The sequence below is a fragment of the Lutibacter oricola genome (assembly GCF_900106565.1).
GTDB lineage: Bacteria > Bacteroidota > Bacteroidia > Flavobacteriales > Flavobacteriaceae > Lutibacter > Lutibacter oricola.
Genome location: NZ_FNNJ01000003.1, coordinates 231,186 through 256,369 on the forward strand (window position 1 = coordinate 231,186; position 25,184 = coordinate 256,369).

Below are 25,184 nucleotides of genomic sequence, written 5' to 3' on the forward strand. Positions count from 1 at the left end.
GTTAGTAGTAGTTTTAATGAGTTTTCAAGTTACTATTATTTTTGAATAATAAAAAAATAGCATTTTCTTTTAACTGTATGTTAACTAAAAATGTAAAGATGCTGTTTTGAAATTGTATTGGCTAAAGTTATTTTATCAAATTATTTACCTCAATTACCTCACCAGGCTGCATGTTATTGATAGAAAACTCACCAATTCTAACTCTAACTAAACGTAAGGTAGGAAAACCAACTGCAGCAGTCATTTTTCTAACTTGTCTGTATTTTCCTTCAGTAAGTGTTATAGAAACCCAACTTGTTGGTCCGTGGCGTTCATCTCTAATTTTTTTTGCCCTTGCCGGTAAAATTGGAGTTTTTTCTAAATTGTATACGCTACAGTTTTTTGTTATATATTTACCTGTGTCTGTACTTATTTCAACACCGTTTTTAAGATTTTTTAAAGCTTTGGAAGTAATTACACCATCAACTTGCGCGTAGTATTCTTTCTCAATTTTAGAACTTCTAATAAACTCACTTGCTTTACCATCAGTAGTTAAAAGTAATAAACCTTCAGATGGTTCGTCGAGTCTTCCAATAGCCATTGTTCCTTCAGGAAAACCGTGTAATTCGCCTAATAATTTTTTATTAGCTCGCTTTGTTTGGTTGTTAACAAACTGACTTAAATACCCATAAGGTTTAAATATTGCGAAATGTTTGTGATTAGATTTTTCCATTTAATATTTGAAAAACTAATTCTTTTGTTAATTGTTTGCCAACAGCCTTTTGTTTAATATTCTCGAACGTATACACAAAGTCACAACCGTTTTTGTATTCGCTACAACCATAAGCTGTTTTGCCTTTTAAAACAGTACCCTTTTTACATTTAGGACATTTAATTGTGTCTGGAATTTTAGCCTTTTTTTCTTCAAGTTTTAGGTTGAAATTCTCATCAAATCGAATAAGTCCTTCTACTTTACCAGCGTCCGTTTTAAAACCTTTTAAGTTAACGGTACAGTTTTTTTGAAGTAAACGAATGTATTGGTTTTCAGATATTTTTTTGTTCAAAAACGAAAAAGGGAGTTTAAAATCACAACCATTTTTGTAGTTGCTACACCCATAGGCAGATTTTCCTTTTAAAATAGCCCCTTGTTTACATTTAGGGCATTTTTCTGCTGAAATTCCTGCGCTTTTATTCTTTTTAGTTGAAGTTTTTTTAGTTGCTACGGCAGTATTTTCTGTATAAGATATATTGGCTCTTGTTTTTTCAGAGCGAACCTCGTACACCAAATGATCTACCATACTCTTCATGTTTTTTATAAAGCTACCAGCATTAAACTCTCCGTGTTCAATTTCTTTTAAACGTTTTTCCCATCTACCAGTAAGCTCGGCAGATTTTAATAATTCGTTTTGAATGGTGTCAATTAGTTGAACACCTGTAGTTGTAGGTAAAAGAAGTTTCTTTTTTCGCTGAATATATTTCCTTCTAAAAAGGGTTTCAATAATATTTGCACGCGTAGACGGTCTACCAATTCCGTTTTCTTTCATTAACTCACGCATTTCATCATCATCAACTTGCTTACCTGCGGTTTCCATAGCACGTAGTAATGTTGCCTCTGTAAAATTATTTGGTGGTTTAGTTTGTTTTTCTAAAAACGAAGGTATGTGAGGTCCTTTTTCTCCTTTTTCAAAAGTTGGTAAAATACCAGTTTCTTTTTTTGTTACACCTTCAGTTTCAAAAACAACTCTCCAACCTTTTTCTAAAATTTCTTTACCGGTAGTTTTAAAAGTAACATCATCTGCTTTACCAATTACGGCGGTGTTAGATACTTTACATTCATCATAAAAAACAGCAATAAAGCGTTTTGTAATTATATCGTAAACCTGTTGTTGGTTGTATTGTAAGTTAATTTGAACTCCCGTTGGTATAATTGCGTGGTGATCGGTAACTTTTTTATCGTTAAAAACCCTGCTCGATTTTTTTATTTTTTTTCCTAATAAAGGCTCAGTTAAAGAGCTATAATTTGTTAGGTTTTTTAAAATAGCTGGTACTTTTGGGTAAATATCATTAGGTAAAAATGTAGTATCTACTCTTGGGTATGTAACTACTTTTTGTTCGTATAACTTTTGAACAATTTTCAATGTTTCATCTGCTGAAAAACCAAATTTATTATTACAATAAACCTGCAAACCGGTTAAGTCGAATAATTTTGGAGCATATTCTTTACCAGCTTTTTTGGTAATTGAAACAATTTCAAAATCACTTTCTTTTACTTTGTTGGCAAATATTTCACCCTCTTCTTTTTTTAAAAAACGTCCTTCTTCACAATTAAATAAAGTATCTCTATATAACGTTTGAAGTTCCCAATAAGGCTGAGGTTTAAAATTTTCAATTTCTTTAAAGCGGTTTACAACCATTGCTAGTGTTGGTGTTTGCACTCTTCCAACCGATAATACTTGTTTGTAACCACCGTGTTTTACAGTATATAAACGAGTGGCATTCATACCTAATAGCCAATCTCCAATAGCTCTAGAAAAACCAGCATAATATAAATTATCATAATCTTCGGCAGGTTTTAAGTTTTGAAAACCTTCTCTAATAGCTTCTGTTGTTAAAGAAGAAATCCATAAACGTTCTACTTTACCAGTATATCCAGCTTCATTAATAACCCAACGCTGAATTAATTCTCCTTCTTGCCCAGCATCCCCACAGTTTATAATAACATCTGCTTTATCAAATAAACTTTTTACTATGTTAAATTGTTTTTTAATACCATCGTTACTAACCACTTTAACTTTAAACTTTTCGGGCAGCATTGGTAAGTTATTTAAATCCCAACTTTTCCAATGTGGTTTGTAATCATTAGGTTCAAAAAGTGTGCATAAATGCCCAAAAGTGTAGGTAACAGCGTAGCCATTTCCTTCAAAATAGCCATCGCGTTTAGTGCTAGCTCCTAATACAGTAGCAATTTCACGTGCAACACTTGGCTTTTCGGCAATACATACTTTCATTTAATACAATTTTGAAGTGTTGCAAAATACTAAAATTGATTGAACTTTTTACTTAATTAGTTAACATTTTATTCATAGTTTTTTGAAGTACTTACAAACATATTGAACTATCTTTGTCTATTAATTTTAGATTATGAAAGCAGCATTAAAAGAAATAAAACCAGGTTATGGTTTAGGTGTGTTAAAATTTGGTATGAGTAGAGCAGAGGTAAAACTAATTTTAGGAGAACCAACAAGTATTGATAAGTACTCATATACAAATAGTTTAACTGAGTTAACAGAATCTTGGGAGTATACCGAACTAAGTTTATCGCTTTCTTTTGATGAAGATGAAGATTGGAAATTAATGATGTTTTCTGTAACTAATAATTTTTATGAATTTGAAAATTTAGCGTTAATTGGTCTAAGTGAAGAAAAAGTAACTCAAAGTTTAGCTCAATTAAAATTTGAAGATTTGTATTTAGAAGATTTTTCTGAGCAAGATGATGAGGATCAAAAAATGCTTGAAATTGAAGACAAGTCCTTAAATTTTTGGTTTGTAGATGGAGCGTTAGACGAAATACAGTGGTCTCCGTTATTTATTGATGATGATACAATTGATTGGCCAAGCTAAATTACCTTAAAGCTTTAAGGTTTTTTATAAAGTTTATAGACGCGTTGTTAAAAGTTTGCGCTTGCTCTATATTTACTACGTGCCCACAGTTTTTAACTACCAATAATGTAGATTTTATATGTTGAGAAACTACTTTTTTTACTGCAGGTAAAAATAAATGATCTTCTTCACCCATTATATAAAATGTAGGTATTTCAATATCTTTAGCTCTAAAAAAACGTAAAAGTGGATTTATTTCTGAAGTTAATTTAAACCACCTAATAAATTCTTTTTGGTATAATTTTTTAGCTTCATTAACAAAAATTAATCTCGATTTTTTATGATTTTTTCTTGGCATTATTATAAAAGCAAAAAGCTTGTAAAGTAATAAATAAGGTACTATAGATTTGCATAAAACACCAACTTTCATTAAAACTTGCGATTTTAAGTTTAGCTGCATTATAGCGCCACCCATAATCATACTTAAAACTCTTTTTGGATGATTTTCTGCTAAATTTCTAATTAAAATAGTTCCTAAAGAAATTCCTGAAAAATGAGATTTTTTAATATTTAAATGGTTTAAAACTTCAACAATATCGTTTGTAATAGCATCAAAAGTATAATTGTCGTTAAAAGTGTCTTTTAGCCCAGGTTTACTATCTCCGTGGCCTCTTAGATCTAATACTAAAACATTAAAAAAGTGACTAAAACTTCTAACTTGTTTAAACCAAATAGAAGAACTCCCACCAGCACCGTGAACAAAGGTCACCCACTCGTTGGACGTATCATGTCTATATTCTGTATAATTAAGCATTGTGTTGTTAGTAGTTTGAGCAAAAGTAGTTAAAACAATTTAATTTACTGTTTTTTATTTTTTAGCCATTAATTCCACCAAACAATAAAGCATTTTTCAGTTTCTCCATTTGGATGTTTAATCCAGCAAAGTGGAGCAGTTTGTTGGTTTAGCAAAGGTTTTATTTTTGTTGAAAACACATTAAAATTTAACCAAGTTATATTTACCTTAATGTTTTGTAGCCAATTAATTTTAGTAGGTATGTAAAACTTACATTTTTTAAATTGTTGCAATTCAGAAAGATCTATGTAAAAACCTGTAATGCAAGTGTTGTTTATTAGTTTAAACTCTTTGTTTTTAAGCCTTAAAGGAACAAATAACTGAGCTTTAAAGTAAACACGTTGTTTAATTGTTGAAACGTTTAGATTGTATTTATCTAATAAAATTTTAGCCTCTTTTTTATAAAGTAAGGGTAATTGTTTGTTTTTTAGTTTAGTTAGTTTTTTTACTAAATTATCTTTTCTATTAGGTCCAATCCAATGCTCAATTTCTGTTGAACCAAAATTCTCATCATAAAGGTAAAATTTATAAATAGCTTCTAAATGTATAGGCTTTTTATTTTGTTGAAGTAAAAAATCGATTTCTCCAATTGTAATTTTACCATTTTGAATTTGAAAATTTTCAAACAATAATTTAATAGAATCTTGTTGTTGTAATTCAAAAGAAATAAAGCGTTCAACTCTTTTCCCTAAACGTGGTTGTTTTGTTACATTTCCTTCAAAAGTAGAGCAATTTTTTTCTTGAAATTCAAATTGTTTCAAACCAAATAATGGTTCTTTTCTCCAAAGAAAAGGCGTGTTTAAAAAGCCTTCGTATTGTAATTGAATATCTTTAGAATTGTGGTCCATTATTAATGCTTACTCAAATATATTTGAGATAATTTTAAATAAAATTTTAAATTTTTACAGTTAAGTTGTAAACTTATCAAAAAATCACGTACTAAAGTTAGTACAAAACCACAAAAAATAAATTATATGTCTAAGACTTATTACGATCCAAGCGATTTACGAAAGTTTGGAAAAATTACAGATTGGAGTAAAGATTTAGGAGAAAAGTTTTTTGAGTATTATGGGAAAGTTTTTGAAGAAGGAGCTTTAACTGCACGAGAAAAATCTTTAATAGCTTTAGCTGTAGCGCATACAGAACAATGTCCGTATTGTATAGATGCATATACAAAAGATGGTTTACAACGAGGGATTACAAAAGAAGAAATGATGGAAGCAATTCACGTTGGAGCGGCTATAAAAAGTGGAGCAACTCTTGTTCACGGTGTTCAAATGATGAATAAAGTGAATAAATTAGATATGTAGTATGGCATTAAAATCACTAAAAAAAAGAAATAATAGTTTAGCCAATAGTAAACGACAGTTAGAAATTCTTTCAAACGGAATTTTTAAAAGTGGTGAATTGCCAACTTTTAAAGAGTCGGTTTCAAGTACCAATCAGTTTCCAATAAAATCGAAGCCTTTAGAAATTTTGCAAATTAATTTAGGTTATATGTGTAATCAAGTTTGTGCACATTGTCATGTAGATGCTGGTCCGGATAGGCAAGAAATAATGACAAAAGAAACAATGCAACAATGTATTGATGTTATTAAAAAAACAAGTGCGCATACACTAGATTTAACTGGTGGAGCGCCAGAAATGAATCCTAATTTTGAGTGGTTTGTAGAGGAAGCTTCAAAAGTTGGTATTAAAGATTTTATTGTGCGATCTAACTTAACCATAATTACTTCAAATAAAAAATATAATCATTTACCTGAGTTTTTTAAAAAGCACAATGTTCACGTAGTTTCGTCAATGCCACATTGGACACAAGGTAAAACAGATAAACAACGTGGAAATGGCGTTTTTAGTAAATCTATTGAAGCGTTAGAAATGTTAAATGCTGTTGGTTATGGTATGCCAAATTCTAAACTGAAGTTAGATTTAGTTTACAATCCATCAGGTGCATTTTTGCCAGGTAATCAAATGGGATTAGAAACTAAGTTTAAAAAGGCTTTGAAAGAAGATTTTAATATTAAGTTTCATAATTTATTTGCCATTACTAATTTACCAATTAGCCGATTTTTAGATTATTTAATTGCTTCAGAAAATTATGAGGATTATATGACTGAATTGGTGGATGCTTACAATCCTGAAGCGGTAAAAAATGTAATGTGTACCAATACAATTTCAGTAAGTTGGGACGGTTGGTTGTACGATTGTGATTTTAATCAAATGTTGAATTTAAAAGTAGCAAGTGAATCAAAACACATAAGTACGTTTAATGAAGAATTATTGAGTAATAGAACCATTATTACATCACAACATTGTTATGGTTGCACAGCAGGTACAGGTAGTAGTTGCCAAGGAGCAGTAGTTTAATATAAAATTTTTAATATGAAAAAAGTAATAACTTTTATGGCTTTAGTTGTTTTAGTATTTCAATTTGGAAATGCACAAGAAACATTGCAAAAAGTGTTAGATAAACATAACGATCATAGTATTCCGTATATAAATGTTGAAGAATTGGCTAAAGATACCAATGTGGTGTTGTTAGATTCTCGTGAGCCAAAAGAGTTTAAAACAAGTCATTTAAACAATGCAGTTTTGGTAGGGTATGATCATTTCAATATAAAAAATGTTACAAAAACAGTAAAAGATAAAAATCAGAAAATTGTGGTGTATTGCTCTTTAGGAATTCGTTCCGAGACCATTGCCAAAAAAATTAAAGATGCTGGTTATACCAATGTTTATAATTTACACGGAGGTATTTTTGAATGGAGTAATAACGAAAAACCTTTGGTAAATTCAAAAGGAAAAGAAACAAAAAAAGTACACACGTTTAATAAAGATTGGAGTCAATGGTTGTTAAAAGGAGAGAAAATTTATGAAGAATAATTTACTGCTTGTTTTTACAAGAAATCCTGAATTAGGCAAAGTAAAAACTCGTTTAGCAAAAACTATTGGAGATAAAGCTGCTTTAAAAACTTATAAAATATTATTGGCACATACAGCAAAAATCATAGAAAATATAGATTGTGATAAGGCTATTTATTATTCCGTAAAAATTAGAAATAATGATGGTTGGAGTGAAGCTTATCAGAAATACCAACAAGAAGGTGAAGATTTAGGAATTAGAATGTACAACGCTTTTAAAAAAGGTTTTGAAAGTGGTTATAAAAAAGTGGTTATTGTAGGTAGCGATTTATTTGATTTAGAAGAAAAACATATAAATAAAGCTTTTGAAAAACTAACTGATAATGATGTTGTAATTGGCCCAGCAGAAGATGGAGGTTATTATTTATTAGGGTTGAAGAAAGAAAATAAAGCCATTTTTCAACATAAAAATTGGGGAACTTCAACAGTTTTAAATGATACATTGCAAGATTTAAAAGAACATTTAATTTCATTTTTAGATGTGCTAAACGATATAGATACTTATGAAGATTTGGAAAAGAATACAAAACTTAAACAGTTAATTAATGATTAATAAAATAAAAGAAACTGCAGATTATTTAATTCAAAAAGGGTTTGAAACTCCTGAAATTGGAATTGTTTTAGGTACAGGTTTAGGAAAATTAATTAATGAAATTGAAATTATTCACGAAGTTGAATATAGCAATATTCCGCATTTTCCAGAAGCTACTGTAGAGTTTCATAAAGGGAAACTTGTTTACGGAAATTTTGGAGGGAAAAAAGTAGTGGTAATGCAAGGTCGTTTTCATTTATATGAAGGCTATAATTTACAAGAAATTACTTATCCAATACGTGTGTTAGAAAAATTAGGAATTAAAACGTTACTAATGTCTAATGCTGCTGGAGCCGTTAATTTAAACTTCAAAAAAGGAGAATTAATGCTAATTGACGATCATATTAATTTACAAGGTGGTTCGCCATTGGCATTTAAAGGTGTTGAACAATTGGGTGAGCGTTTTGTAGATATGTACCAACCATATAATGTTGAAATTAATAAGAAGTTGGAAGTAATTGCTTCAAAAAATAACTTAAACCTGCACAAAGGTGTTTATGCTAGTGTAATTGGGCCTCAACTAGAAACACGTGCCGAATATAGAATGATAAAAATATTAGGTGCAGATGCTGTTGGAATGAGTACAGTACCAGAAATTATTGTTGCAAATCAATTAAAGTTGAAAGCAGTTGCAATTACAGTTTTAACAGATGAATGCGATCCTGATAATTTAAAGCCAATTAATATTCCTGAAATTATTGAGTTGGCAGGTAAGGCAGAACCAAATATGATTACACTTTTTAAAGAATTAATAACAGAACTATAATGAGCTATTTAGAAACTACACATAATGTATATAAGGAAGCTGCACTAACTCCTGATGTTGGTTTATGCTGCACAACAAATCCTATTTGGGAATTACCAGGATTGAAGATTCCTAAAATTATGCAAGAAATGAATTACGGTTGTGGAAGCACTGTTCACGCACGCGATTTATCTAACAATCCTAAAATGCTATATGTAGGTGTTGGAGGAGGTATGGAATTGTTGCAATTCTCGTATTTTAATCGTCAAAAAAATGGCGTTGTTGGTATTGATGTTGTAGATGAAATGTTAGAAGCTTCACGCAAAAATTTTAAAATTGCTGAAGAACAAAATTCTTGGTTTAAAAGCGAGTTTGTGGACCTTAAAAAAGGGGATGCTTTAAATTTGCCTGTTGAAGATAATTCAATTGATGTGGCAGCTCAAAATTGTTTGTTCAATATTTTTAAAGCTGAAGATTTAAAAAAGGCAATTGCTGAAATGTACCGAGTTTTAAAACCACACGGTAAATTGGTAATGAGCGATCCTACTTGCGAGCAGCCAATGAATGAAACGTTAAGAAATGATGATCGTTTACGTGCCTTATGTTTAAGTGGTAGTTTACCAATTGCAGAGTACGTTAAAATGTTAACAGATGCAGGCTTTGGAACTATAGAGATTAGAGCAAGAAAGCCTTATAGAATTTTGGATACTAAAAATTATGCTACAGACGAATTAATTTATATAGAATCTATTGAAGTTGCAGCAATTAAAGATCCAATGCCAGCAGATGGACCTTGTATTTTTACAGGTAAAGCAGCTATATATTTTGGAGATGAAGATTATTTTGATGACAAGTTAGGACACGTTTTATTAAAAAATCAGCCATTAGCTATTTGCGATAAAACTGCTGGTGATTTAAAAGCATTGGGTAGAGAGGATATTTATATTTCTGAATCTACATACCATTATGATGGTGGAGGTTGTTGCTAATTAACAATTAACTACAAATGAATATTGAAAAATATATAGACATTATTAAAAACTCGTACGTTGGGTATTGGAATTATATTCAGCAAGAAATACTGCTTCAAACTAATTGGGTAAACTATTTTTATGGTTTAATTTTAATTTCTTTGGTGGTATGGGTTTTGGAAATAATTTTTCCGTGGCGTAAAAACCAATCTATTTTTAGAAAAGGTTTTTGGCTAGATATTTTTTATATGTTTTTCAATTTCTTTTTGTTGAATTTAATTGTGTTAATTGCACTGTCTAACACTGTTGCTCAATTTTTTAACGATGCACTTTCAGTTGTTGGTTTAACATTAAATAGTTTTCAATTATTTGAAGTTAATACTTTACCTAAACCAATTAGTTTGTTGGTGTTTTTTGTAATAACAGATTTTGTACAATGGAATATTCATAAATTATTGCACAAGGTTAACTTTTTATGGAGTTTTCATAAAGTACATCATTCAATAAAAGAAATGGGTTTTGCAGGGCATTTACGTTATCATTGGATGGAACCTATTGTTTACAAATCTTTGTTATACATTCCGTTAGCAATTATTGGAGGTTTTAATGTTGAAGATGTTGCTATTGTTCACTTTTCGGCTTTAACAATTGGGCATTTAAATCATGCAAATCTTGGTTGGGATTATGGCTTTTTAAAATATGTATTTAACAATCCAAAAATGCATATTTGGCATCATAGTAAAACGTTACCAAGTAAATACGGTGTTAATTTTGGAATATCTTTAAGTATTTGGGATTATATTTTTAAAACAAATTATATTCCTTCCGAAGGGAAAAATATAGAATTAGGTTTTGAAGGCGATGAAGGTTTTCCAAAAACATTTATAGAACAAGAATTGTTTCCAATTCAAAAGAAAGATTAGAAGTATTGCCCTACACCAAATACAATTCCGTTTGTTCCATCACTTTTTAAACTATGTCCGTAATCTATTCTTAAAACTGCATTGTATATTTTTTTATGAATAAATCGTAAACCAACACCAGAAAATACTTTGATGTTTTTATGATTGGTAAAATCGTCTAATTTTCCTCCTGGATTTCGCCAAGAACCAGCATCTATAAATGCATTTCCTTGTAAGCAAAACCAATTTTTTTCAAGTAAAGCATAGCGGTATTCGCTATTTAAAACAATGCTTCCGGTTCCACGATCTACAATAATACCAACACCTCTAATATTTACGTTATTATCTAATGAAAAAGGAGCAAAAGGCGTTTTATTGTTTGTAGACAATCCCATACGTATTCTATTAGCCCAATTACCTCTTTCACCAACACGCTTAAAGTAAAAGAAATCGTTCCAGGCAATTAAAAAGTCTTTTTGATCTCCATCAGATTTTACCAATTGTCCATAAAACTGACTTTTAAATCCGTCTAAAAATTGATAATGATATTTTAAGTTTGAATAGTTGTAAACTAGTTTAAAAAGAAATTTATTGAGGTTTAATTGCTGTGGAATTTGGTTACTTGTTATACCATTTAAATAATTGTATTTTTCTTTAAATGAATTAAAACCTAGTTCAAAATTGTTTTTTGAATTTAATTTATACAACCCTAAAACTTCAAATGAAACATTGTTGTAAAGGTAATTTGCAGAACCAGAATCGAAATACAAAGGTTCTTCACTTTTCCAATTTTGATGATTAAAAGCTAATCCAAATTTTGGTGAAAATAGGTGAGGAGCTTTAAAATTAACAGCATAGGTATTATATCCGTTATTTTGATAAAAACCTCCAAAACCAATATTTCTACCTAAAAAATTATGGTCGTAAACACCAAATTTATAAGCAACATCACTTTTGTTATTTGTCCAAAAATTTACTTCAGGAATAATGGTGAAATTTTCTTCAACAGTAAAAATTACATTGAATTTATTTTTGCCTATATCTTTTTCAACCCTAAATGTTGCGTGTGCTATGGCCGCTAATCTTTTTAATTGATTTACATCATTAGCTAGTATTGTACTGTCTAAAACCATAGTTGGTTTAGACTTTAGTATTCGTTTTAAGTAATTAATACTTGTTTTTTTTGCTCCTTTTATTTCAATAGCTTGAATTGTTTTTTCTTGTGAAAAAGTTATTGAAGTAATTAATAAAAAGAAAACAGTAGTTAGCAATTTTGATTTCATTATTCTGCAGTAAAAGTTTTTTGAATTACTAAATTTACCCAATTATCTTCACTAACGGCCATTAAGGTAAAATTATATTCATTATTAACAATAAGGTTTGGTGGTGTAGTACGTGTAACGTTTAATACAGTATTTGATAAATTATAGTATTGAAACCATTTATCATACGTGTAAGTACCAGAAAGTAAATTGTTGTCTTCATCTGAAATTACTTCAAAATAAATTGCATTTTCTTTAATAGTACCGTCTTCCCAAGAAAATTTAGGCATTGTAGACTCTGTAAAATCTATGTTTACATTGCTAGTCCATTCTGTGGGTTTAGTTTGATGTTTTAATCTAATTGGATTTGATTTATGTAATTTTCCGTTAGTTATATAGGTAACAATGCTCCAAACTTCTTTGTCGCTATCGCGAACAAAACGTTCTAAATAACCATTAAAAACTGGTTCTTGTTGGTAATCTATAGGGAAATACTGAGAAAAATCGTTTGGATTTACTTCTAAAGTAGTAGTTTCAAAATATTGTATGTCTGTAGCTCCAGGAATTGGATAATAAAATATATATGAAATGTTGTTGTTAGTTTTATCACTTGCTGCACAGGCAATAACTTCATCTAATTCTAAAGTTGAATTAAGCTCTACATAAGTTTCAAGATTGTTATACAAAGCTGGTTCACCTTTGTCAGAACAAGCTGTTAAAAAAAGTACTGTTATTAGCGTAAAAATGAACCGTTTTTTCATAATAGATTTAATTAGTTTTAACACATTTATTTATATGCCGAAGCTTCATACAGATTTTTACATCTAAATGAAGCCTTTAAGTATGTTTTAATATTGATTTTAATTAAATAACCATCTTAACCCAATATTATAAGTTTGCCCTAACCCAGTATTGCTACCATCAACAAAGTTGGTGTATAAGGCTTCAATATTTAAAATAGTACTTAGTTGATATTTTGCACCACCACCTAAAGCTGTATAGTTTTGAGTAAATTCGTTACCTAAATCTAAACGTTGGTTGTGCTGTGCCAATACTAATAATGTGAACTTGTTACTAGGAAAATAACTTAAAAATACGCCTGGAGTTAAGCCTAAACTATTATTAGCAAAACTATCATCGCTTTTTCCAAAGTTAAATTCTGTATTTAATTCAGTAAATATTTGCCATTTATTTCCAGGGAATGTATAATCGTAGAAAAATCTATTTTGAAGAATAAATCCTTTTTGATCTAGAAAAACCCCATTTTCCGACTCATTATCTACTAACGGAATATGAAAAGCAGATTGAATTGTAAAGTTTCCTACATTTTTTATTGGGTTAAATTTAATTGCCGGTGCAAAAGAAGTTATACCAGAACGTGCAGAATTTCTTTCTCCGTCAAATTTAAAAACATCAAAAGCATCTCTTCCTCCAATAACATTTGATCTAAACTCTAATAATAAACCAATATTTAGTTTACTGTTTTCTGAAACTCCAGTAAAAATATCTAAACTAGAGGTAAAAAATGTTTCTCTTGGCTCCGTAGAATTCGTAAAAGTACTTTTTGTTTGCGTATATAAATTGTTAAACCATTTAATATCAATTTGACCTTTATCTAATAATTTTGAAGGTGTATATTCTTGAATATTACTTTTAGTTGTTGTTTCTTGAGCATACGTATTCAATGTAAAAGCAGTAATTAACACTGCAAATAGTAATTTTTTCATTCTTTAGTTTTTAATGTAGTAATTAGTAATTTATTGTTTGTTTAAATTCCAGTTATAAGTTGAGTATGTTAACTTATAGTTTGAAGGTATTTTTTCTGTTCTATACTTGTTAATAAAATCTATTTCTGAAGCTCCGTTCATAGTAAAATCTTCTTTATACCATTTTAATATTTCAGAACCAATCACCTTTTTTTTCTTAGCGTTTACAGTTATAAAGTAGTCTCCGTTTAAAGCTAATTTTGTTTGTTTTTCTAACTGTTTATTTACTGTTGAAGGCATATAAGCTTCAGCAATTAATGGCGGGCAGCCAATAGCGCCACATACTAATACAAAATGAAATCTAGCATCGTTAAAATTTCCTCTTAAAAATTGGTGTTCAATATTGTTAAGGGTAGTTTTAGTTGAACCTAATTCATATGTTGTTTTATCAAAAAAACCACCAATACTTAAAGGAGATTTTGTTGGGTAATTATCTATAATACCTTTAATTACAGTTAAGTTATAGGCATTAATCCAAAAAGCTTGGTATTCATTTTTAGTACTCTTATCTACCTTAATATTTTTTGCTAACATTAAAAGTTCATTTAACTCAGCTTGATTTTTGTGAATGCTGTTATAGGCAACTTTACCATTACTAACATTAGCTTTAAAAAAAGTATTTGCCTTTTTAAAAAAAACTGCTGTTTCTTGACTATTAACTTGTGTACTTATTATTAGTGCGAAAATTACGATGTAAATTTTTTTCATATTTATTGAGTATTGTGTAATATTTTGTTGATTACTGTTGTAATTGTCTAAAGTTTTTAATTGTCCTTACAGATAAATTTAATTTAGAATCATTCTAAATTAAATTTTATTTTTAAGTAATACGTTTTTATTTCGACCTAAAGTCCATATCAAACTAACTATGGAACATATTGTAATAATTGGAAATGGAATTTCAGGAGTAACTGCAGCTCGCCATATTCGAAAAAAATCAGATAAAAAAATAACTATTGTTTCGGCAGAGTCTGAATACTTTTTTTCGCGTACAGCTTTAATGTATGTTTATATGGGGCATATGAAATTTGAACACACACAACCTTACGAGAATTGGTTTTGGAAGAAAAATAGGATAGAGTTAAAACAAGGCTTTGTTCAGCAAATTGAAACAACTAAAAAGGAATTGATTTTTGAAAATGGAGAAACACTTCAATACGATAAATTAATTATTGCAACAGGAAGTAAACCTAATAAGTTTGGTTGGCTTGGTCAAGATTTAAAAGGTGTACAAGGTTTGTATAGTAAACAAGATCTTGAAAATGTAGGCAAGTATGCGCCAAATAATAAAGAATGTAAAAGAGCAGTAATTGTAGGCGGAGGTTTAATTGGTATTGAACTAGCAGAAATGCTTAGAAGTAGAGATATACCAGTTACATTTTTAGTTAGAGAAACAAGTTTTTGGAATGGAGTTTTACCTAAAGGTGAAAGTGAATTAATTAACAAGCATATTATAGAACACCATATAGATTTACGTTTAAACTCAAACTTGAAAGAAATAATTTCAGATGAAAATGGGAAAGCTAAAGCTATTGTAGTTGCTGAAACTGGAGAAATTATTCCTTGTGATTTTGTTGGGTTAACGGCTGGAGTTTCACCAAATATAGATTTTATAAAATCTTCGAAAGTTGAAATAAATAGAGGTGTTTTAGTAAACAGATTTTTAGAAACAAACATTGAAGATGTTTTTGCCATTGGAGATTGTGCCGAACAACGTGAAGCAATTGGAAATAGAAGGCCTATTGAGGCTGTTTGGTATACTGGGAGAATGATGGGCGAAACAGTTGCGCAGACAATTTGTGGTAATAAAATTGAATATAAGCCAGGGCATTGGTTTAATTCGGCAAAGTTTTTAGACATCGAATATCAAACTTACGGATGGGTTTGGGCACAACCACGTGAAAATGAAGCTCATTTTTATTGGGAACATTCAAACAAAAAAATATGTGTTAATGTAAACTATAATAAAACTACACGACAATTTATAGGCATTAACACCTTTGGAATTAGAATGCGACACGAAATTTTTGATAAGTGGCTAACCGAAAATAAAACTGTAGAATATGTGATTGAAAATTTATCTACAGCCAATTTTGATCCAGAATTTTTTAAAAAATACGAGAAAGAAATTTCAACAGCATTTAAAAACCAATTAGTAACAGCATAAAGAATTAATATGAGTAAGAATTCAAGTTTTTCGATATCAAATCCAGATAAATTAAAGTTAGATGCTGTTCAAAAAATAGGATTAATTGTTGCCTTATTAGGTGTTTCAATACTATTTGTAGCTTGGTTTGGAATTACATTTCCATATCCTGCAGTATTTTTAAGTATTTCAGCATTATTTATTTTTATAGGTACAGTTGTGTATGCGAAACAAACGTATTTAAAACAACCTGCTGGAATAAAAAACAACAATGTCTGGTTTAATTCATTATCAAACAGAGGTGTACTTGGTTGGTTTTTAGGTATTGTTTTAACCTTGTTTTATGTGTTGTTATATTGGTTTCCTTCATATTTAGGCTATGACCCAAGTGGAGCTCAAAATAGAGGTTTGGTAGCATTATTTGATCCTTTAAGTTTGTTTTTTAATGGCAAAATTGCAAGTCAATGGTTTGTATATGGAACATTGTATACATTATTAATTGCTTCTTTAGGTATTAAGTTTATGTATAAATATAGGCATAACAGATACCAATTAATACGTACTGTTGTTGTAATAGTTTCGCAATTGTTTTTAGCGTATTTAATTCCTGAAATTTTAGAAGGTTTAAATTCTGATACTCCATATTTTGCAAAAGATATTAAAAATATGTGGCCTTTAAATTACTACTTTTTTGAACCTTGGCATTTAGATAATATGATAAATGGAGGTACTTTGGGTATGCTTTATTTGGTAATAGGAATATTTATGTTTTTGGTATTTACACCTATAATCACCTATTATGTGGGTAAACGTTGGTATTGCTCTTGGGTTTGTGGTTGCGGAGGTTTAGCTGAAACTGCAGGAGATTCATTTCGTCAATTATCATCAAAAACAGTTTCATCCTGGAAAATTGAACGCTGGATGATTCATACTGTAATGGTGTTAATTTTTATAGTTACAGCAGTCGTATTGTATGGTTATTTTGCAAATTCAGGAGAATTTTTAGGCATTAGTATTTACAATTATTTCAGCAAGCCATATGGCTTTTTAATTGGAGCCATGTTTTCAGGCGTTGTTGGGGTTGGATTTTATCCAGTTTTAGGTAGTAGAGTTTGGTGTAGGTTTGGTTGTCCGTTAGCTGGTTATATGGGGTTATTTCAGCGTTTTAAATCTAGATTTAGAATTACAACAAATGGAGGGCAATGTATTTCCTGCGGAAATTGTTCTACATATTGCGAGCAAGGTATTGATGTTAGAGCTTATGCACAAAAAGGAGAAAATATTGTAAGAGCAAGTTGTGTTGGTTGCGGAATTTGTTCGGCAGTGTGTCCAAGAGGTGTTTTAAAATTAGAAAATGGACCAGAAGAAGGAAGAATAAATCCTACTGATGTATTATTAGGTAATGATATTGATTTAATGAATTATGTAAATAAAAAACAATAGAAGTATGAGGTTTATTTTGTTACTTTTTTTACAACTATCAGTAACTTCATTATTTGGTCAAACGGAATATGTAAAAACATATTATTCTAATGGTCAAATAGAGAGTGAAGGTTGGCTTCAGAATACTAAAAAAAATAAGTACTGGAAATATTATTATTTAAATGGTAATTTAAAAAAAGAAGGTAGATATGTAAAAGGTAAACCTCATAAATATTGGCATTTTTATAATGAAGATAAATCGAAATTAGAAGAAGGTCATTTCGAAAATGGATATAAAACTAAATGGTGGATTTTGTATGAAAACAATAAGGTTGCACATAAAATTCAATTTAATTTCAATAAAAAAAATGGGTATTGTTTGTGTTATGCAAACGGTAAAATATTTAAAGTAGAACGGTACAATAACGACCAAAAAGAAGGAGAGTGGACCGACCTAAAAAAATTCAAAAAAGAAAATAAATTTTAATGATTGTAAAAGTTATTATTCCTGCTTTTAATGAAGAAGATTCCATTGGAAGCGTAATAAATGAAATACCTATGTTGGTTGATGAGGTTATTGTGGTTAACAATAATTCAACAGATAATACTGTAAATGCAGCAAAAAATGCAGGTGCAAAAGTTTTAAGTGAATCAAAAAAAGGGTATGGTTATGCTTGTTTAAAAGGATTGGAATACATTTCAAAACAAGAAGTAAAACCAGACATTATTGTTTTTTTAGATGGTGATTATAGCGATTATCCAGAAGAATTAACAAAGTTAATAAAGCCTATTGTTGAAGATGATATAGATTTTGTAATTGGCGCACGTGTTAAAGAACTTAGAGAACAAGGCTCAATGACTCCGCAACAGGTTTTTGGAAATTGGTTGGCAACCTTTTTAATGAAATTGTTTTTTGGAGCAAAGTTTACAGATTTAGGTCCATTTAGAGCCATAAAATATGATAAACTGTTGAGCTTACAGATGGGAGATAAAACCTATGGTTGGACTATAGAAATGCAATTAAAAGCATTAAAACAAAAAATGACATATATCGAAATTCCTGTAAATTATAAAAAACGAATAGGAGTTTCGAAAGTATCAGGAACCGTAAAAGGTTCTATACTAGCAGGAGTAAAAATATTAGGATGGATTTTTAAATACAGCTTTAAATAATGATTTTAGAAACTACAATTATCACCATTTATTCAATAGCATTAATATTAATTTTTTTATATGCTTTGGCGCAGTTAAATTTGTTATTTAATTATTTAGCAGCACAAAAAAAAGAAAGTAACAGCCCTAAATTCGATTTCTCTAATCCAGATGAAATTCCTTTGGTAACCATACAATTACCAGTTTATAATGAGTTGTATGTTATGGAGCGTTTATTAGAAAATATTGCTAAAATTGATTATCCAAAAGATAAATTAGAAATTCAAGTTTTAGATGATTCTACGGATGAGTCTGTAGAGTTAACCAAAACAATTATTGAAAAATTATCGAGTACAGGGTTAGATATAAAACAAATAACACGTGTTGATAGAGTTGGTTTTAAAGCAGGAGCATTAAAAGAAGGTTTGGCAATTGCAAAAGGAGAGTTTATTGCCATTTTTGATGCTGATTTTTTACCACAAAAAGAATGGCTAAAAAGTACAATACCTTATTTTAAAGATGAAGAAATAGGTGTTGTTCAAACACGTTGGGGACATATAAATAGAGATTATTCCGTATTAACTAGAATACAAGCTTTTGCTTTAGATGCTCATTTTTCGTTAGAACAAGTTGGTAGAAACAGTAAGGGGCATTTTATAAATTTTAACGGTACTGCAGGAGTGTGGCGTAAGCAATGCATTTTAGATGCTGGAAACTGGGAAGGAGATACACTTACCGAAGATTTAGATTTAAGTTACCGAGCTCAGCTAAAAAACTGGAAATTCAAGTATTTAGAAAATGTTGAAACTCCAGCAGAATTACCTGTGGTTATTAGCGCTGCAAGATCTCAACAATTTAGATGGAACAAAGGTGGAGCGGAAAACTTTAGAAAAATGTTTGTTCGTGTAGTAACAAGTAAAAATATTTCAGCAAAAACAAAAATTCACGGTTTATTGCATTTATTAAATAGTACTATGTTTTTAAACATATTTTTAGTGGCTATTTTAAGTATTCCAATGTTATATATTAAAAATGAATATGCACATTTGGCGCCTTATTTTTATGTAATGAGTTTCTTTATTATAAGCACCATAATTTTCTTTATTTGCTATTGGTTTATGTATAGAAAATACAATGGAGGTGGTTTTGTAAGTTTTATAAAATATATAGGAATGTTTTTTACATTTTTTTCTGTTGCAATGGGGTTTTCATTGCACAATACCATTGCAGTTTTAGAAGGTCACTTAGGTAAGGCTAGCGAGTTTGTACGTACACCAAAATTCAATATAAATAATTTGAAGGATAGTTGGAAAGGCAATAAATATTTAAAGAAAAAATTATCAATTAACGTTTTGTTTGAAGGTGTTTTAATGCTTTATTTTGCTTTTGGAATGTATAGTGCATTTATTGTTGGAGATCAAAGTGGTGATTTTGGTTTGTTTCCTTTTCACTTAATGTTGTTTATTGGTTTTGGTTATGTGTTTTTTAAATCCATAACTTCAAAAGCTTAAATTTAGGCGAATGTTAAGTTGGTTAAATTTTTATAAAAAATCTTTATTGCTAGCATTAGTAGCTGTAATAAGTTACGTGTTGTTTGCATATAAAATTGTTCGAACCGATTATACGCAGCTAATAGCTTTGTATACGCTGTTGTTTGTTGCTTCATTTTATTTGCTGAAGCTAAACAAGAATAACCTTAGTTTTTTAGTAGTAATAGCAGTAGTGTTTAGATTGTTATTTCTATTTGCTATTCCAAATTTGTCGCAAGATTTTTATCGGTTTATTTGGGATGGAAGAATGATTTTAGAGGGTTTCAATCCGTATTTATTTACACCAGAATCATTTATTTTAAAAGGCGAATTTCCCGTAGCACAAGCACAAGAGTTGTATGCAGGAATGGGAACATTAAACGGAAGTCATTTTACAAATTATCCGCCAATAAATCAGCTTTGTTTTGTAATTGCAGGTTTGTTTGCAGGGAAAAGTATAGTGGGTTCGGCTTTGGTAATGCGCTTGCTTATTATTTTAGCAGATGTAGGTATATTTTACTTCGGAACAAAATTATTAAAAAACTTAAAGTTACCGCTTTATAACATATTCTTTTACTTTTTAAATCCGTTTATAATAATTGAACTTACAGGAAACCTTCATTTTGAAGCAGTAATGTTGTTTTTTGTGGTTTGGAGTTTGTATTTATTACATAAAAATAAGTGGCAATTGGCAGCGGTAATTTTTGCATTTTCAGTATCTGTTAAGTTAATACCGTTATTATTTTTACCGTTGTTTTTTCAGAAGCTTGGATTTAAAAAAAGTGTTGGTTTTTATGGTGTTGTTGGAGTTGTAAATGTGTTGTTGTTTTTACCTTTTATTTCTTCGGAATTTATAATAAATTATACAGAAACTGTTGGCCTTTGGTTTCAAAATTTTGAGTTTAACGCAAGTATTTATTACATAGCTCGTGAAATAGGTTATTTGTTTAGAGGCTATAATGAAATTGCTGTAATAGGTAAAATTTTACCTTTAGTTGTAATTATTTTTATTGTAATTATTACATTTTTCAGAAAAAATAAAACAACAATAGAATTAATTACCGCAATGCTTTTTGGTTTGTCTTTCTATTATTTTACAAGTACAACAGTGCACCCTTGGTATATTTCAACACTGTTATTGCTTTCGGTTTTTACAAAGTATAAGTTTCCTTTAGTGTGGAGTTTTATAATAATTATTAGTTATTTAGCATACGCAAATAGTAATAACACCGAAAACTTTTGGATAATTTTTATTGAATATTTAGTTGTTTATGGTGTGCTTATCTGCGAGTTGTTTCAGCAAAAAAGAACAGTAAAAAGCTGCCCAGTTATTTACCTAAAACACTAGGAGGTACCAAACCAGAAATATCACCACCGTGTCTGTGAACATCACGTACAATACTTGAGCTTATAAAGGCAGTATCTGCCGAAGTTAATAAAAACACAGTTTCAATTTTAGTAAGCTTTCTGTTAGTTTGCGCAATTGCTTTTTCAAACTCAAAATCAGCTGGATTACGTAAGCCACGTAAAATAAAATCAGCATCAATTTGTTTGCAATATTCAGTAGTTAAACCTGTGTATGTTGTAACCGTTACTTTAGGCTCATTTTCGTAATATTTTTCTATAAACTGCTTGCGTTGTTCTAAAGAAAACATATATTTTTTATCTGAATTAACACCAATTGCAATCACAATTTCATCAAATAAAGGTAAACCACGGTTAATAATATCTACGTGTCCTAAAGTAATTGGATCAAATGATCCTGGAAATATTGCTCTTCTCATTTTAGTTAGTTTTTAGTGCTGTTTCAATAGCGTTTTCAAATAAATTAGCTAGTGAAATTCCAGCTTTTCCTGCTTGTTGAGGTATAATACTTTCCGTAGTTAAACCAGGTACAGTATTCATTTCTAAAAAGTGAGGTTCACCGTTTACAATAATATATTCAGTACGTGAAAAACCACTCATATTTAAAGCTTTGTATGCTTTGACAGCTACCTTTTCTAGTTTGGTTTGTAATTCATTACTAAGATTTGCAGGTGTAATTTCTTCCGATTTTCCTTCGTACTTAGCTTCGTAATCAAAAAAGGCGTTATCTGTAATAATTTCAGTAATAGGAAGCACTTTTGTGTTACCTTCAAAATTAATAACTCCAATAGTAACTTCTCGTCCGTCTAAAAAGGCTTCAATTAATATTTCTGAATCTTCTTTAAAAGCCTTTTCAATAGCAGGAATTAATTCATTCTCGGTTTTAACTTTAGAAATTCCAAAACTTGAACCAGCATTATTTGGTTTTACAAAACAAGGTAAACTTACTTTTTTAATAATTTCAGAAGTATTAATAGTATCTCCTTCATTTAAAAAATATGATGTTGCGGTTTTAATGCCATAATTTTTAACAACGCTTAAACAATCTCTTTTATTAAAAGTTAAAGCCATTTGGTAAAAAGGAGCTGATGTATGTTTAATACCCAATAACTCTAAGTAAGCTAGTATTTTACCATCTTCGCCAGGTGTTCCGTGGATAGCGTTAAAAACACAATCAAACAGTATAGTTTTTCCTTCTAGTTTAAACGAAAAATCATCTTTGTTTATAGAATACTCATTATTGTTATTATCTAATGCTACCCATTTTTCTGGTAAAATGTGCACTCTATAAGCTTGGTACTTTTGTGTATCTAAATTTTTATAAACTACATTTCCACTTTTCAATGAAATATTTACTTCAGACGAGTACCCGCCCATTATAATGGCAATATTTTTTTTCATACTTAATTAACTATCAATAAGTACAAACTTACATAATTTATATGTTACAAATAAAGCTTTAAAGCTTAAAAATATGACCATTATTAAATGTACTTATAAACAATAAGTTGTTAATTTGTTAGTTGATATTTATAAAGTATCTTTGCTTCAAAATTAAAAAAATTAAAATGAGTCTTATTCAATTTGTTAAATCAAAAACTTTTTTAGTACAAATAGCAATTGCAGCTGTAGGTTTAGTATTATTTGCGTTTGGTGTTATGAAATGGTTAGATATTTCTACCAATCACGACCAAAAAATAGAAGTGCCTAATTTAGAGAAAATGAGTTTGCATAAAGTTAAAACTACTTTAGAAGATTTAGATTTAAATTTTGTTGTTTTAGACTCTGCAAGTTACAATCCAAATTTTCCACCAAAATCGGTTATTGAGCAAAGTCCAGAACCTGGAAATTTTGTAAAAGAGAACCGAAAAATATATTTAACGCTAAATCCAGCGAGCTATAAAAATGTTAAGATTCCTAATTTATTTGGAAGAACAAAAAGACAAGCAACTTCTCAATTAAGAGCAATTGGATTTAGAATAAGTTCGAATGAAATTTATGTGAGCGATATTGCTAAAGATGTGGTGCGTGGATTATTATTTAATGGTAAAAATTTAAAAGCGGGTGATAAAATTCCAAAAAACTCTTCAATTACTTTAAAGTTAGGAGATGGAAATGGTAGTGGACGTTATTCAGAAAAAACTTCAGAAGAAAACTAATGAGTAAAGTTGAAGAAATAGAAAACGAAGAATTATACGAGCATTTTAGATATGTTGCACACGAAGGTCAGGAACCTTTGCGTGTAGATAAATTTTTAATGAATTTTGTTGAAAATGCAACACGTAATAAAATTCAGCAAGCCGCCAAAGCAGGTAACGTTTTGGTAAACGATATTCCTGTAAAATCTAATTATAAGGTAAAAGGCAATGATGTGGTTAGAGTAGTTTTAGCGCATCCACCTCATGAAAATTTATTAGTTGCAGAAGATATTCCTTTAGATATTTTATTTGAAGACGACCAAGTTATTGTTGTAAATAAACCAGCCGGAATGGTTGTACATCCTGGGCACGGTAATTATAGTGGCACATTGGTTAATGCTTTAATTCATCATATAGAAAATTTACCAACCAATTCTAATGAACGTCCTGGATTGGTGCATAGAATTGATAAAGATACTAGTGGTATTTTGGTTGTTGCAAAAACGGAGTTTGCAATGGCACATTTATCTAAACAATTTTTTGATAGAACAACTGAGCGTTTGTATTATGCGTTAGTTTGGGGGAATGTTGAAGAAGAGGAAGGACGTATAGAAGGTAATATTGGTAGAAGTTTAAAAAATCGTTTACAAATGAATGTATTTCCAGATGGAGATTTTGGAAAACACGCAGTAACACATTATAAGGTTATAGAACGATTTAGTTACGTTACTTTGGTACAATGTAAACTAGAAACCGGTAGAACTCATCAAATTAGAGCACACTTTAAGCATATTGGTCACACATTATTTAACGATGAACGTTATGGAGGTGATGCTGTTTTAAAAGGTACAACATTTACTAAATACAAGCAGTTTGTAGATAATTGTTTTAAAGCATTACCAAGACAAGCACTACATGCCAAAACTTTAGGTTTTGAACACCCAACTACTGGTGAATTTTTAAGATTTAATTCTGAAATTCCACAAGATATAGTTGATTGTTTAGAGAAATGGAGAACATACACAATTAACCAAAAGGAGTAACGTATTTTTGTTAGTGTTTATTGGATTGGGTTTGATAAAACAATTTAATTGGCTTTAACCAAAGTTGGCAAACATTTTATTATTGATTTTTTTACAATAAAAATCATAAATATTAAGTTTTTTCCTATATGTTTGCGCCTATAACTACATTTTAACCAATAAAAACTACTAAAAAATGAAAAAAACACTATTAATTATAACCTTATTCATTGGGCTTGCAAATGTAAATGCTCAAAAAATGGTTGGCTACATAACAGTCAATAATGGTTTTCTTGGCAAAGAAGGAGTTTTTATGACAACAGTTAGATATTGTAATTTCTCTGAAGATTATATGACACGAAAACAGGAGCAAACTCAAGCATTAATTTCTTTTAATAAATTTTTAAAAGAAAAATATGGGGTTACTGATCCAAGAACTAGAGAAATTCTTTGGAGTGAATTGAAGCTTGAAAAATATACGAAACCTGGCTGGGATACAGCAAAAGAATATACAGAGTTAAGCCGTAAAGTAACTATAATTAGTAGTGAAGAATTTAAATTTGATCTAGAAGAATGAAATTAAATTAATATTTATTTTTAATGTTACAATTAACATTCATCTCTATGCTGTTAAATGTATGAAGGTGAAGTAATATCCAAAACATTAAAAAACAATTTGCCAACAACGTACAAAATTAATTCCTTGATTAGATCTTACTTACGAAAGTCCTCACGGACTTTCTTTGCTTGGGAATCATTTACTAAATTTATAGCATAAACACGCAACGAAATCTTGTACAAGACCGATAAACAAATTT

27 protein-coding genes are annotated in these 25,184 nt (G+C 29.7%); 17 read left to right on the forward strand and 10 right to left on the reverse strand.

Annotated features, from left to right (window positions below; translation table 11 throughout):
- Positions 1 to 127 precede the first annotated feature (127 nt).
- The gene (locus tag BLU40_RS08760) at positions 128 to 712 is read right to left on the reverse strand and encodes a pseudouridine synthase (RefSeq protein ID WP_090122464.1); all 585 of its coding nucleotides are present in this window, start codon (positions 710 to 712) and stop codon (positions 128 to 130) included.
- Entirely contained in the window at positions 699 to 2,987 is a 2,289-nt protein-coding gene (locus BLU40_RS08765; RefSeq protein WP_090122465.1) for a type IA DNA topoisomerase, read from the reverse strand. The genes BLU40_RS08760 and BLU40_RS08765 overlap by 14 nt, the downstream gene beginning before the upstream one ends.
- A gap of 133 nt (positions 2,988 to 3,120) precedes the next feature.
- On the opposite strand from BLU40_RS08765, the gene BLU40_RS08770 reads away from it, so the two are divergent.
- Positions 3,121 to 3,600, forward strand: coding sequence for a hypothetical protein (locus BLU40_RS08770; protein ID WP_090122466.1), 480 nt, complete (start codon positions 3,121 to 3,123; stop codon positions 3,598 to 3,600).
- Between the two features lies 1 nt (position 3,601).
- On the opposite strand, the gene BLU40_RS08775 is transcribed toward BLU40_RS08770, so the two are convergent.
- Together BLU40_RS08775 and BLU40_RS08780 are read right to left on the reverse strand one after the other, a co-directional pair.
- Positions 3,602 to 4,393 carry an alpha/beta fold hydrolase gene (locus tag BLU40_RS08775; RefSeq protein WP_090122467.1) on the reverse strand — a complete coding sequence of 264 codons (792 nt, stop codon included), beginning with the start codon at positions 4,391 to 4,393 and terminating at the stop codon, positions 3,602 to 3,604.
- A gap of 68 nt (positions 4,394 to 4,461) precedes the next feature.
- Complete coding sequence (locus BLU40_RS08780; protein ID WP_090122468.1) at positions 4,462 to 5,280, reverse strand: DUF1853 family protein; 819 nt, start codon at positions 5,278 to 5,280, stop codon at positions 4,462 to 4,464.
- A 126-nt stretch (positions 5,281 to 5,406) separates the two neighbouring features.
- On the opposite strand from BLU40_RS08780, the gene BLU40_RS08785 reads away from it, so the two are divergent.
- The 7 genes from BLU40_RS08785 to BLU40_RS08815 are packed head-to-tail and all read left to right on the forward strand — an operon-like array spanning position 5,407 to position 10,585.
- Positions 5,407 to 5,742 (forward strand): arsenosugar biosynthesis-associated peroxidase-like protein, encoded by a 336-nt coding sequence (locus tag BLU40_RS08785; RefSeq protein ID WP_090122469.1) that lies wholly within the window; start codon positions 5,407 to 5,409, stop codon positions 5,740 to 5,742.
- Position 5,743: 1 nt separating this feature from the next.
- Positions 5,744 to 6,799 carry an arsenosugar biosynthesis radical SAM (seleno)protein ArsS gene (gene arsS / locus BLU40_RS08790; protein ID WP_090122470.1) on the forward strand — a complete coding sequence of 352 codons (1,056 nt, stop codon included), beginning with the start codon at positions 5,744 to 5,746 and terminating at the stop codon, positions 6,797 to 6,799.
- A 15-nt stretch (positions 6,800 to 6,814) separates the two neighbouring features.
- Positions 6,815 to 7,315, forward strand: coding sequence for a rhodanese-like domain-containing protein (locus tag BLU40_RS08795; RefSeq protein WP_090122471.1), 501 nt, complete (start codon positions 6,815 to 6,817; stop codon positions 7,313 to 7,315).
- On the forward strand, positions 7,305 to 7,907 hold the full coding sequence (locus BLU40_RS08800; protein WP_090122472.1) for a TIGR04282 family arsenosugar biosynthesis glycosyltransferase: 603 nt from the start codon (positions 7,305 to 7,307) through the stop codon (positions 7,905 to 7,907). Before BLU40_RS08795 ends, BLU40_RS08800 begins: the two co-directional genes overlap by 11 nt.
- A complete protein-coding gene (locus BLU40_RS08805; RefSeq protein ID WP_090122473.1) occupies positions 7,900 to 8,712 on the forward strand; it encodes a purine-nucleoside phosphorylase in 813 nt (270 codons plus the stop codon). Before BLU40_RS08800 ends, BLU40_RS08805 begins: the two co-directional genes overlap by 8 nt.
- Complete coding sequence (arsM, locus tag BLU40_RS08810) at positions 8,712 to 9,680, forward strand: arsenosugar biosynthesis arsenite methyltransferase ArsM (protein WP_090122474.1); 969 nt, start codon at positions 8,712 to 8,714, stop codon at positions 9,678 to 9,680. Before BLU40_RS08805 ends, arsM begins: the two co-directional genes overlap by 1 nt.
- A 23-nt stretch (positions 9,681 to 9,703) precedes the next feature.
- Positions 9,704 to 10,585: a sterol desaturase family protein gene (locus BLU40_RS08815; RefSeq protein WP_090122723.1), complete on the forward strand. Its 882-nt coding sequence runs from the start codon at positions 9,704 to 9,706 to the stop codon at positions 10,583 to 10,585.
- Here the strand turns inward: BLU40_RS08815 and BLU40_RS08820 are convergent.
- The 4 genes from BLU40_RS08820 to BLU40_RS08835 form a co-directional block, all read right to left on the reverse strand.
- The gene (locus tag BLU40_RS08820; protein ID WP_090122475.1) at positions 10,582 to 11,847 is read right to left on the reverse strand and encodes a POTRA domain-containing protein; all 1,266 of its coding nucleotides are present in this window, start codon (positions 11,845 to 11,847) and stop codon (positions 10,582 to 10,584) included. The two genes, BLU40_RS08815 and BLU40_RS08820, sit on opposite strands and share 4 nt — an antisense overlap.
- Positions 11,847 to 12,587: a hypothetical protein gene (locus BLU40_RS08825; RefSeq protein ID WP_090122476.1), complete on the reverse strand. Its 741-nt coding sequence runs from the start codon at positions 12,585 to 12,587 to the stop codon at positions 11,847 to 11,849. The genes BLU40_RS08820 and BLU40_RS08825 overlap by 1 nt, the downstream gene beginning before the upstream one ends.
- Positions 12,588 to 12,686: 99 nt before the next feature.
- Positions 12,687 to 13,553, reverse strand: a complete 867-nt coding sequence (locus BLU40_RS08830) for a hypothetical protein (RefSeq protein ID WP_090122479.1) — start codon at positions 13,551 to 13,553, stop codon at positions 12,687 to 12,689.
- Between the two features lie 30 nt (positions 13,554 to 13,583).
- On the reverse strand, positions 13,584 to 14,300 hold the full coding sequence (locus tag BLU40_RS08835) for a DUF547 domain-containing protein (RefSeq protein ID WP_090122482.1): 717 nt from the start codon (positions 14,298 to 14,300) through the stop codon (positions 13,584 to 13,586).
- A 160-nt stretch (positions 14,301 to 14,460) separates the two neighbouring features.
- Between BLU40_RS08835 and BLU40_RS08840 the strand changes: the two genes are divergently transcribed.
- The 6 genes from BLU40_RS08840 to BLU40_RS08865 are packed head-to-tail and all read left to right on the forward strand — an operon-like array spanning position 14,461 to position 21,189.
- Positions 14,461 to 15,759 (forward strand): NAD(P)/FAD-dependent oxidoreductase, encoded by a 1,299-nt coding sequence (locus BLU40_RS08840; protein WP_090122484.1) that lies wholly within the window; start codon positions 14,461 to 14,463, stop codon positions 15,757 to 15,759.
- 9 nt (positions 15,760 to 15,768) lie between these two features.
- Positions 15,769 to 17,181: a 4Fe-4S binding protein gene (locus BLU40_RS08845; RefSeq protein ID WP_090122486.1), complete on the forward strand. Its 1,413-nt coding sequence runs from the start codon at positions 15,769 to 15,771 to the stop codon at positions 17,179 to 17,181.
- 4 nt (positions 17,182 to 17,185) lie between these two features.
- Positions 17,186 to 17,647 carry a toxin-antitoxin system YwqK family antitoxin gene (locus BLU40_RS08850; protein ID WP_090122489.1) on the forward strand — a complete coding sequence of 154 codons (462 nt, stop codon included), beginning with the start codon at positions 17,186 to 17,188 and terminating at the stop codon, positions 17,645 to 17,647.
- Entirely contained in the window at positions 17,647 to 18,333 is a 687-nt protein-coding gene (locus BLU40_RS08855) for a glycosyltransferase family 2 protein (RefSeq protein ID WP_090122492.1), read from the forward strand. Before BLU40_RS08850 ends, BLU40_RS08855 begins: the two co-directional genes overlap by 1 nt.
- On the forward strand, positions 18,333 to 19,823 hold the full coding sequence (locus BLU40_RS08860) for a cellulose synthase family protein (RefSeq protein WP_090122493.1): 1,491 nt from the start codon (positions 18,333 to 18,335) through the stop codon (positions 19,821 to 19,823). Before BLU40_RS08855 ends, BLU40_RS08860 begins: the two co-directional genes overlap by 1 nt.
- 10 nt (positions 19,824 to 19,833) lie before the next feature.
- Positions 19,834 to 21,189 carry an MptA/MptB family glycosyltransferase gene (locus BLU40_RS08865; RefSeq protein WP_090122495.1) on the forward strand — a complete coding sequence of 452 codons (1,356 nt, stop codon included), beginning with the start codon at positions 19,834 to 19,836 and terminating at the stop codon, positions 21,187 to 21,189.
- On the opposite strand, the gene coaD is transcribed toward BLU40_RS08865, so the two are convergent.
- The gene (gene coaD / locus BLU40_RS08870) at positions 21,170 to 21,625 is read right to left on the reverse strand and encodes a pantetheine-phosphate adenylyltransferase (RefSeq protein WP_090122496.1); all 456 of its coding nucleotides are present in this window, start codon (positions 21,623 to 21,625) and stop codon (positions 21,170 to 21,172) included. The genes BLU40_RS08865 and coaD overlap by 20 nt on opposite strands.
- A 1-nt stretch (position 21,626) precedes the next feature.
- Entirely contained in the window at positions 21,627 to 22,607 is a 981-nt protein-coding gene (locus BLU40_RS08875; RefSeq protein WP_090122499.1) for a D-alanine--D-alanine ligase, read from the reverse strand.
- Between the two features lie 167 nt (positions 22,608 to 22,774).
- Here BLU40_RS08875 and BLU40_RS08880 point away from each other — a divergent pair, with 167 nt between their 5' ends.
- From BLU40_RS08880 to BLU40_RS08890, 3 genes are all read left to right on the forward strand, one after another.
- Positions 22,775 to 23,365 (forward strand): PASTA domain-containing protein, encoded by a 591-nt coding sequence (locus tag BLU40_RS08880; RefSeq protein ID WP_090122504.1) that lies wholly within the window; start codon positions 22,775 to 22,777, stop codon positions 23,363 to 23,365.
- A complete protein-coding gene (locus tag BLU40_RS08885; RefSeq protein WP_090122508.1) occupies positions 23,365 to 24,387 on the forward strand; it encodes an RluA family pseudouridine synthase in 1,023 nt (340 codons plus the stop codon). Before BLU40_RS08880 ends, BLU40_RS08885 begins: the two co-directional genes overlap by 1 nt.
- 175 nt (positions 24,388 to 24,562) lie before the next feature.
- Positions 24,563 to 24,943: a hypothetical protein gene (locus BLU40_RS08890; protein ID WP_090122512.1), complete on the forward strand. Its 381-nt coding sequence runs from the start codon at positions 24,563 to 24,565 to the stop codon at positions 24,941 to 24,943.
- Positions 24,944 to 25,184: the final 241 nt, after the last annotated feature.

Excerpts from the sequence above, each read along its gene's own strand:
- BLU40_RS08760 (WP_090122464.1), bottom strand. The coding sequence starts at position 712 with ATGGAAAAATCTAATCACAAACATTTCGCAATATTTAAACCTTATGGG.
- BLU40_RS08765 (WP_090122465.1), bottom strand. The coding sequence starts at position 2,987 with ATGAAAGTATGTATTGCCGAAAAGCCAAGTGTTGCACGTGAAATTGCT.
- BLU40_RS08770 (WP_090122466.1), top strand. The coding sequence starts at position 3,121 with ATGAAAGCAGCATTAAAAGAAATAAAACCAGGTTATGGTTTAGGTGTG.
- BLU40_RS08775 (WP_090122467.1), bottom strand. The coding sequence starts at position 4,393 with ATGCTTAATTATACAGAATATAGACATGATACGTCCAACGAGTGGGTG.
- BLU40_RS08780 (WP_090122468.1), bottom strand. The coding sequence starts at position 5,280 with ATGGACCACAATTCTAAAGATATTCAATTACAATACGAAGGCTTTTTA.
- BLU40_RS08785 (WP_090122469.1), top strand. The coding sequence starts at position 5,407 with ATGTCTAAGACTTATTACGATCCAAGCGATTTACGAAAGTTTGGAAAA.
- arsS (WP_090122470.1), top strand. The coding sequence starts at position 5,744 with ATGGCATTAAAATCACTAAAAAAAAGAAATAATAGTTTAGCCAATAGT.
- BLU40_RS08795 (WP_090122471.1), top strand. The coding sequence starts at position 6,815 with ATGAAAAAAGTAATAACTTTTATGGCTTTAGTTGTTTTAGTATTTCAA.
- BLU40_RS08800 (WP_090122472.1), top strand. The coding sequence starts at position 7,305 with ATGAAGAATAATTTACTGCTTGTTTTTACAAGAAATCCTGAATTAGGC.
- BLU40_RS08805 (WP_090122473.1), top strand. The coding sequence starts at position 7,900 with ATGATTAATAAAATAAAAGAAACTGCAGATTATTTAATTCAAAAAGGG.
- arsM (WP_090122474.1), top strand. The coding sequence starts at position 8,712 with ATGAGCTATTTAGAAACTACACATAATGTATATAAGGAAGCTGCACTA.
- BLU40_RS08820 (WP_090122475.1), bottom strand. The coding sequence starts at position 11,847 with ATGAAATCAAAATTGCTAACTACTGTTTTCTTTTTATTAATTACTTCA.
- BLU40_RS08825 (WP_090122476.1), bottom strand. The coding sequence starts at position 12,587 with ATGAAAAAACGGTTCATTTTTACGCTAATAACAGTACTTTTTTTAACA.
- BLU40_RS08830 (WP_090122479.1), bottom strand. The coding sequence starts at position 13,553 with ATGAAAAAATTACTATTTGCAGTGTTAATTACTGCTTTTACATTGAAT.
- BLU40_RS08835 (WP_090122482.1), bottom strand. The coding sequence starts at position 14,300 with ATGAAAAAAATTTACATCGTAATTTTCGCACTAATAATAAGTACACAA.
- BLU40_RS08840 (WP_090122484.1), top strand. The coding sequence starts at position 14,461 with ATGGAACATATTGTAATAATTGGAAATGGAATTTCAGGAGTAACTGCA.
- BLU40_RS08845 (WP_090122486.1), top strand. The coding sequence starts at position 15,769 with ATGAGTAAGAATTCAAGTTTTTCGATATCAAATCCAGATAAATTAAAG.
- BLU40_RS08850 (WP_090122489.1), top strand. The coding sequence starts at position 17,186 with ATGAGGTTTATTTTGTTACTTTTTTTACAACTATCAGTAACTTCATTA.
- BLU40_RS08855 (WP_090122492.1), top strand. The coding sequence starts at position 17,647 with ATGATTGTAAAAGTTATTATTCCTGCTTTTAATGAAGAAGATTCCATT.
- BLU40_RS08860 (WP_090122493.1), top strand. The coding sequence starts at position 18,333 with ATGATTTTAGAAACTACAATTATCACCATTTATTCAATAGCATTAATA.
- BLU40_RS08865 (WP_090122495.1), top strand. The coding sequence starts at position 19,834 with ATGTTAAGTTGGTTAAATTTTTATAAAAAATCTTTATTGCTAGCATTA.
- coaD (WP_090122496.1), bottom strand. The coding sequence starts at position 21,625 with ATGAGAAGAGCAATATTTCCAGGATCATTTGATCCAATTACTTTAGGA.
- BLU40_RS08875 (WP_090122499.1), bottom strand. The coding sequence starts at position 22,607 with ATGAAAAAAAATATTGCCATTATAATGGGCGGGTACTCGTCTGAAGTA.
- BLU40_RS08880 (WP_090122504.1), top strand. The coding sequence starts at position 22,775 with ATGAGTCTTATTCAATTTGTTAAATCAAAAACTTTTTTAGTACAAATA.
- BLU40_RS08885 (WP_090122508.1), top strand. The coding sequence starts at position 23,365 with ATGAGTAAAGTTGAAGAAATAGAAAACGAAGAATTATACGAGCATTTT.
- BLU40_RS08890 (WP_090122512.1), top strand. The coding sequence starts at position 24,563 with ATGAAAAAAACACTATTAATTATAACCTTATTCATTGGGCTTGCAAAT.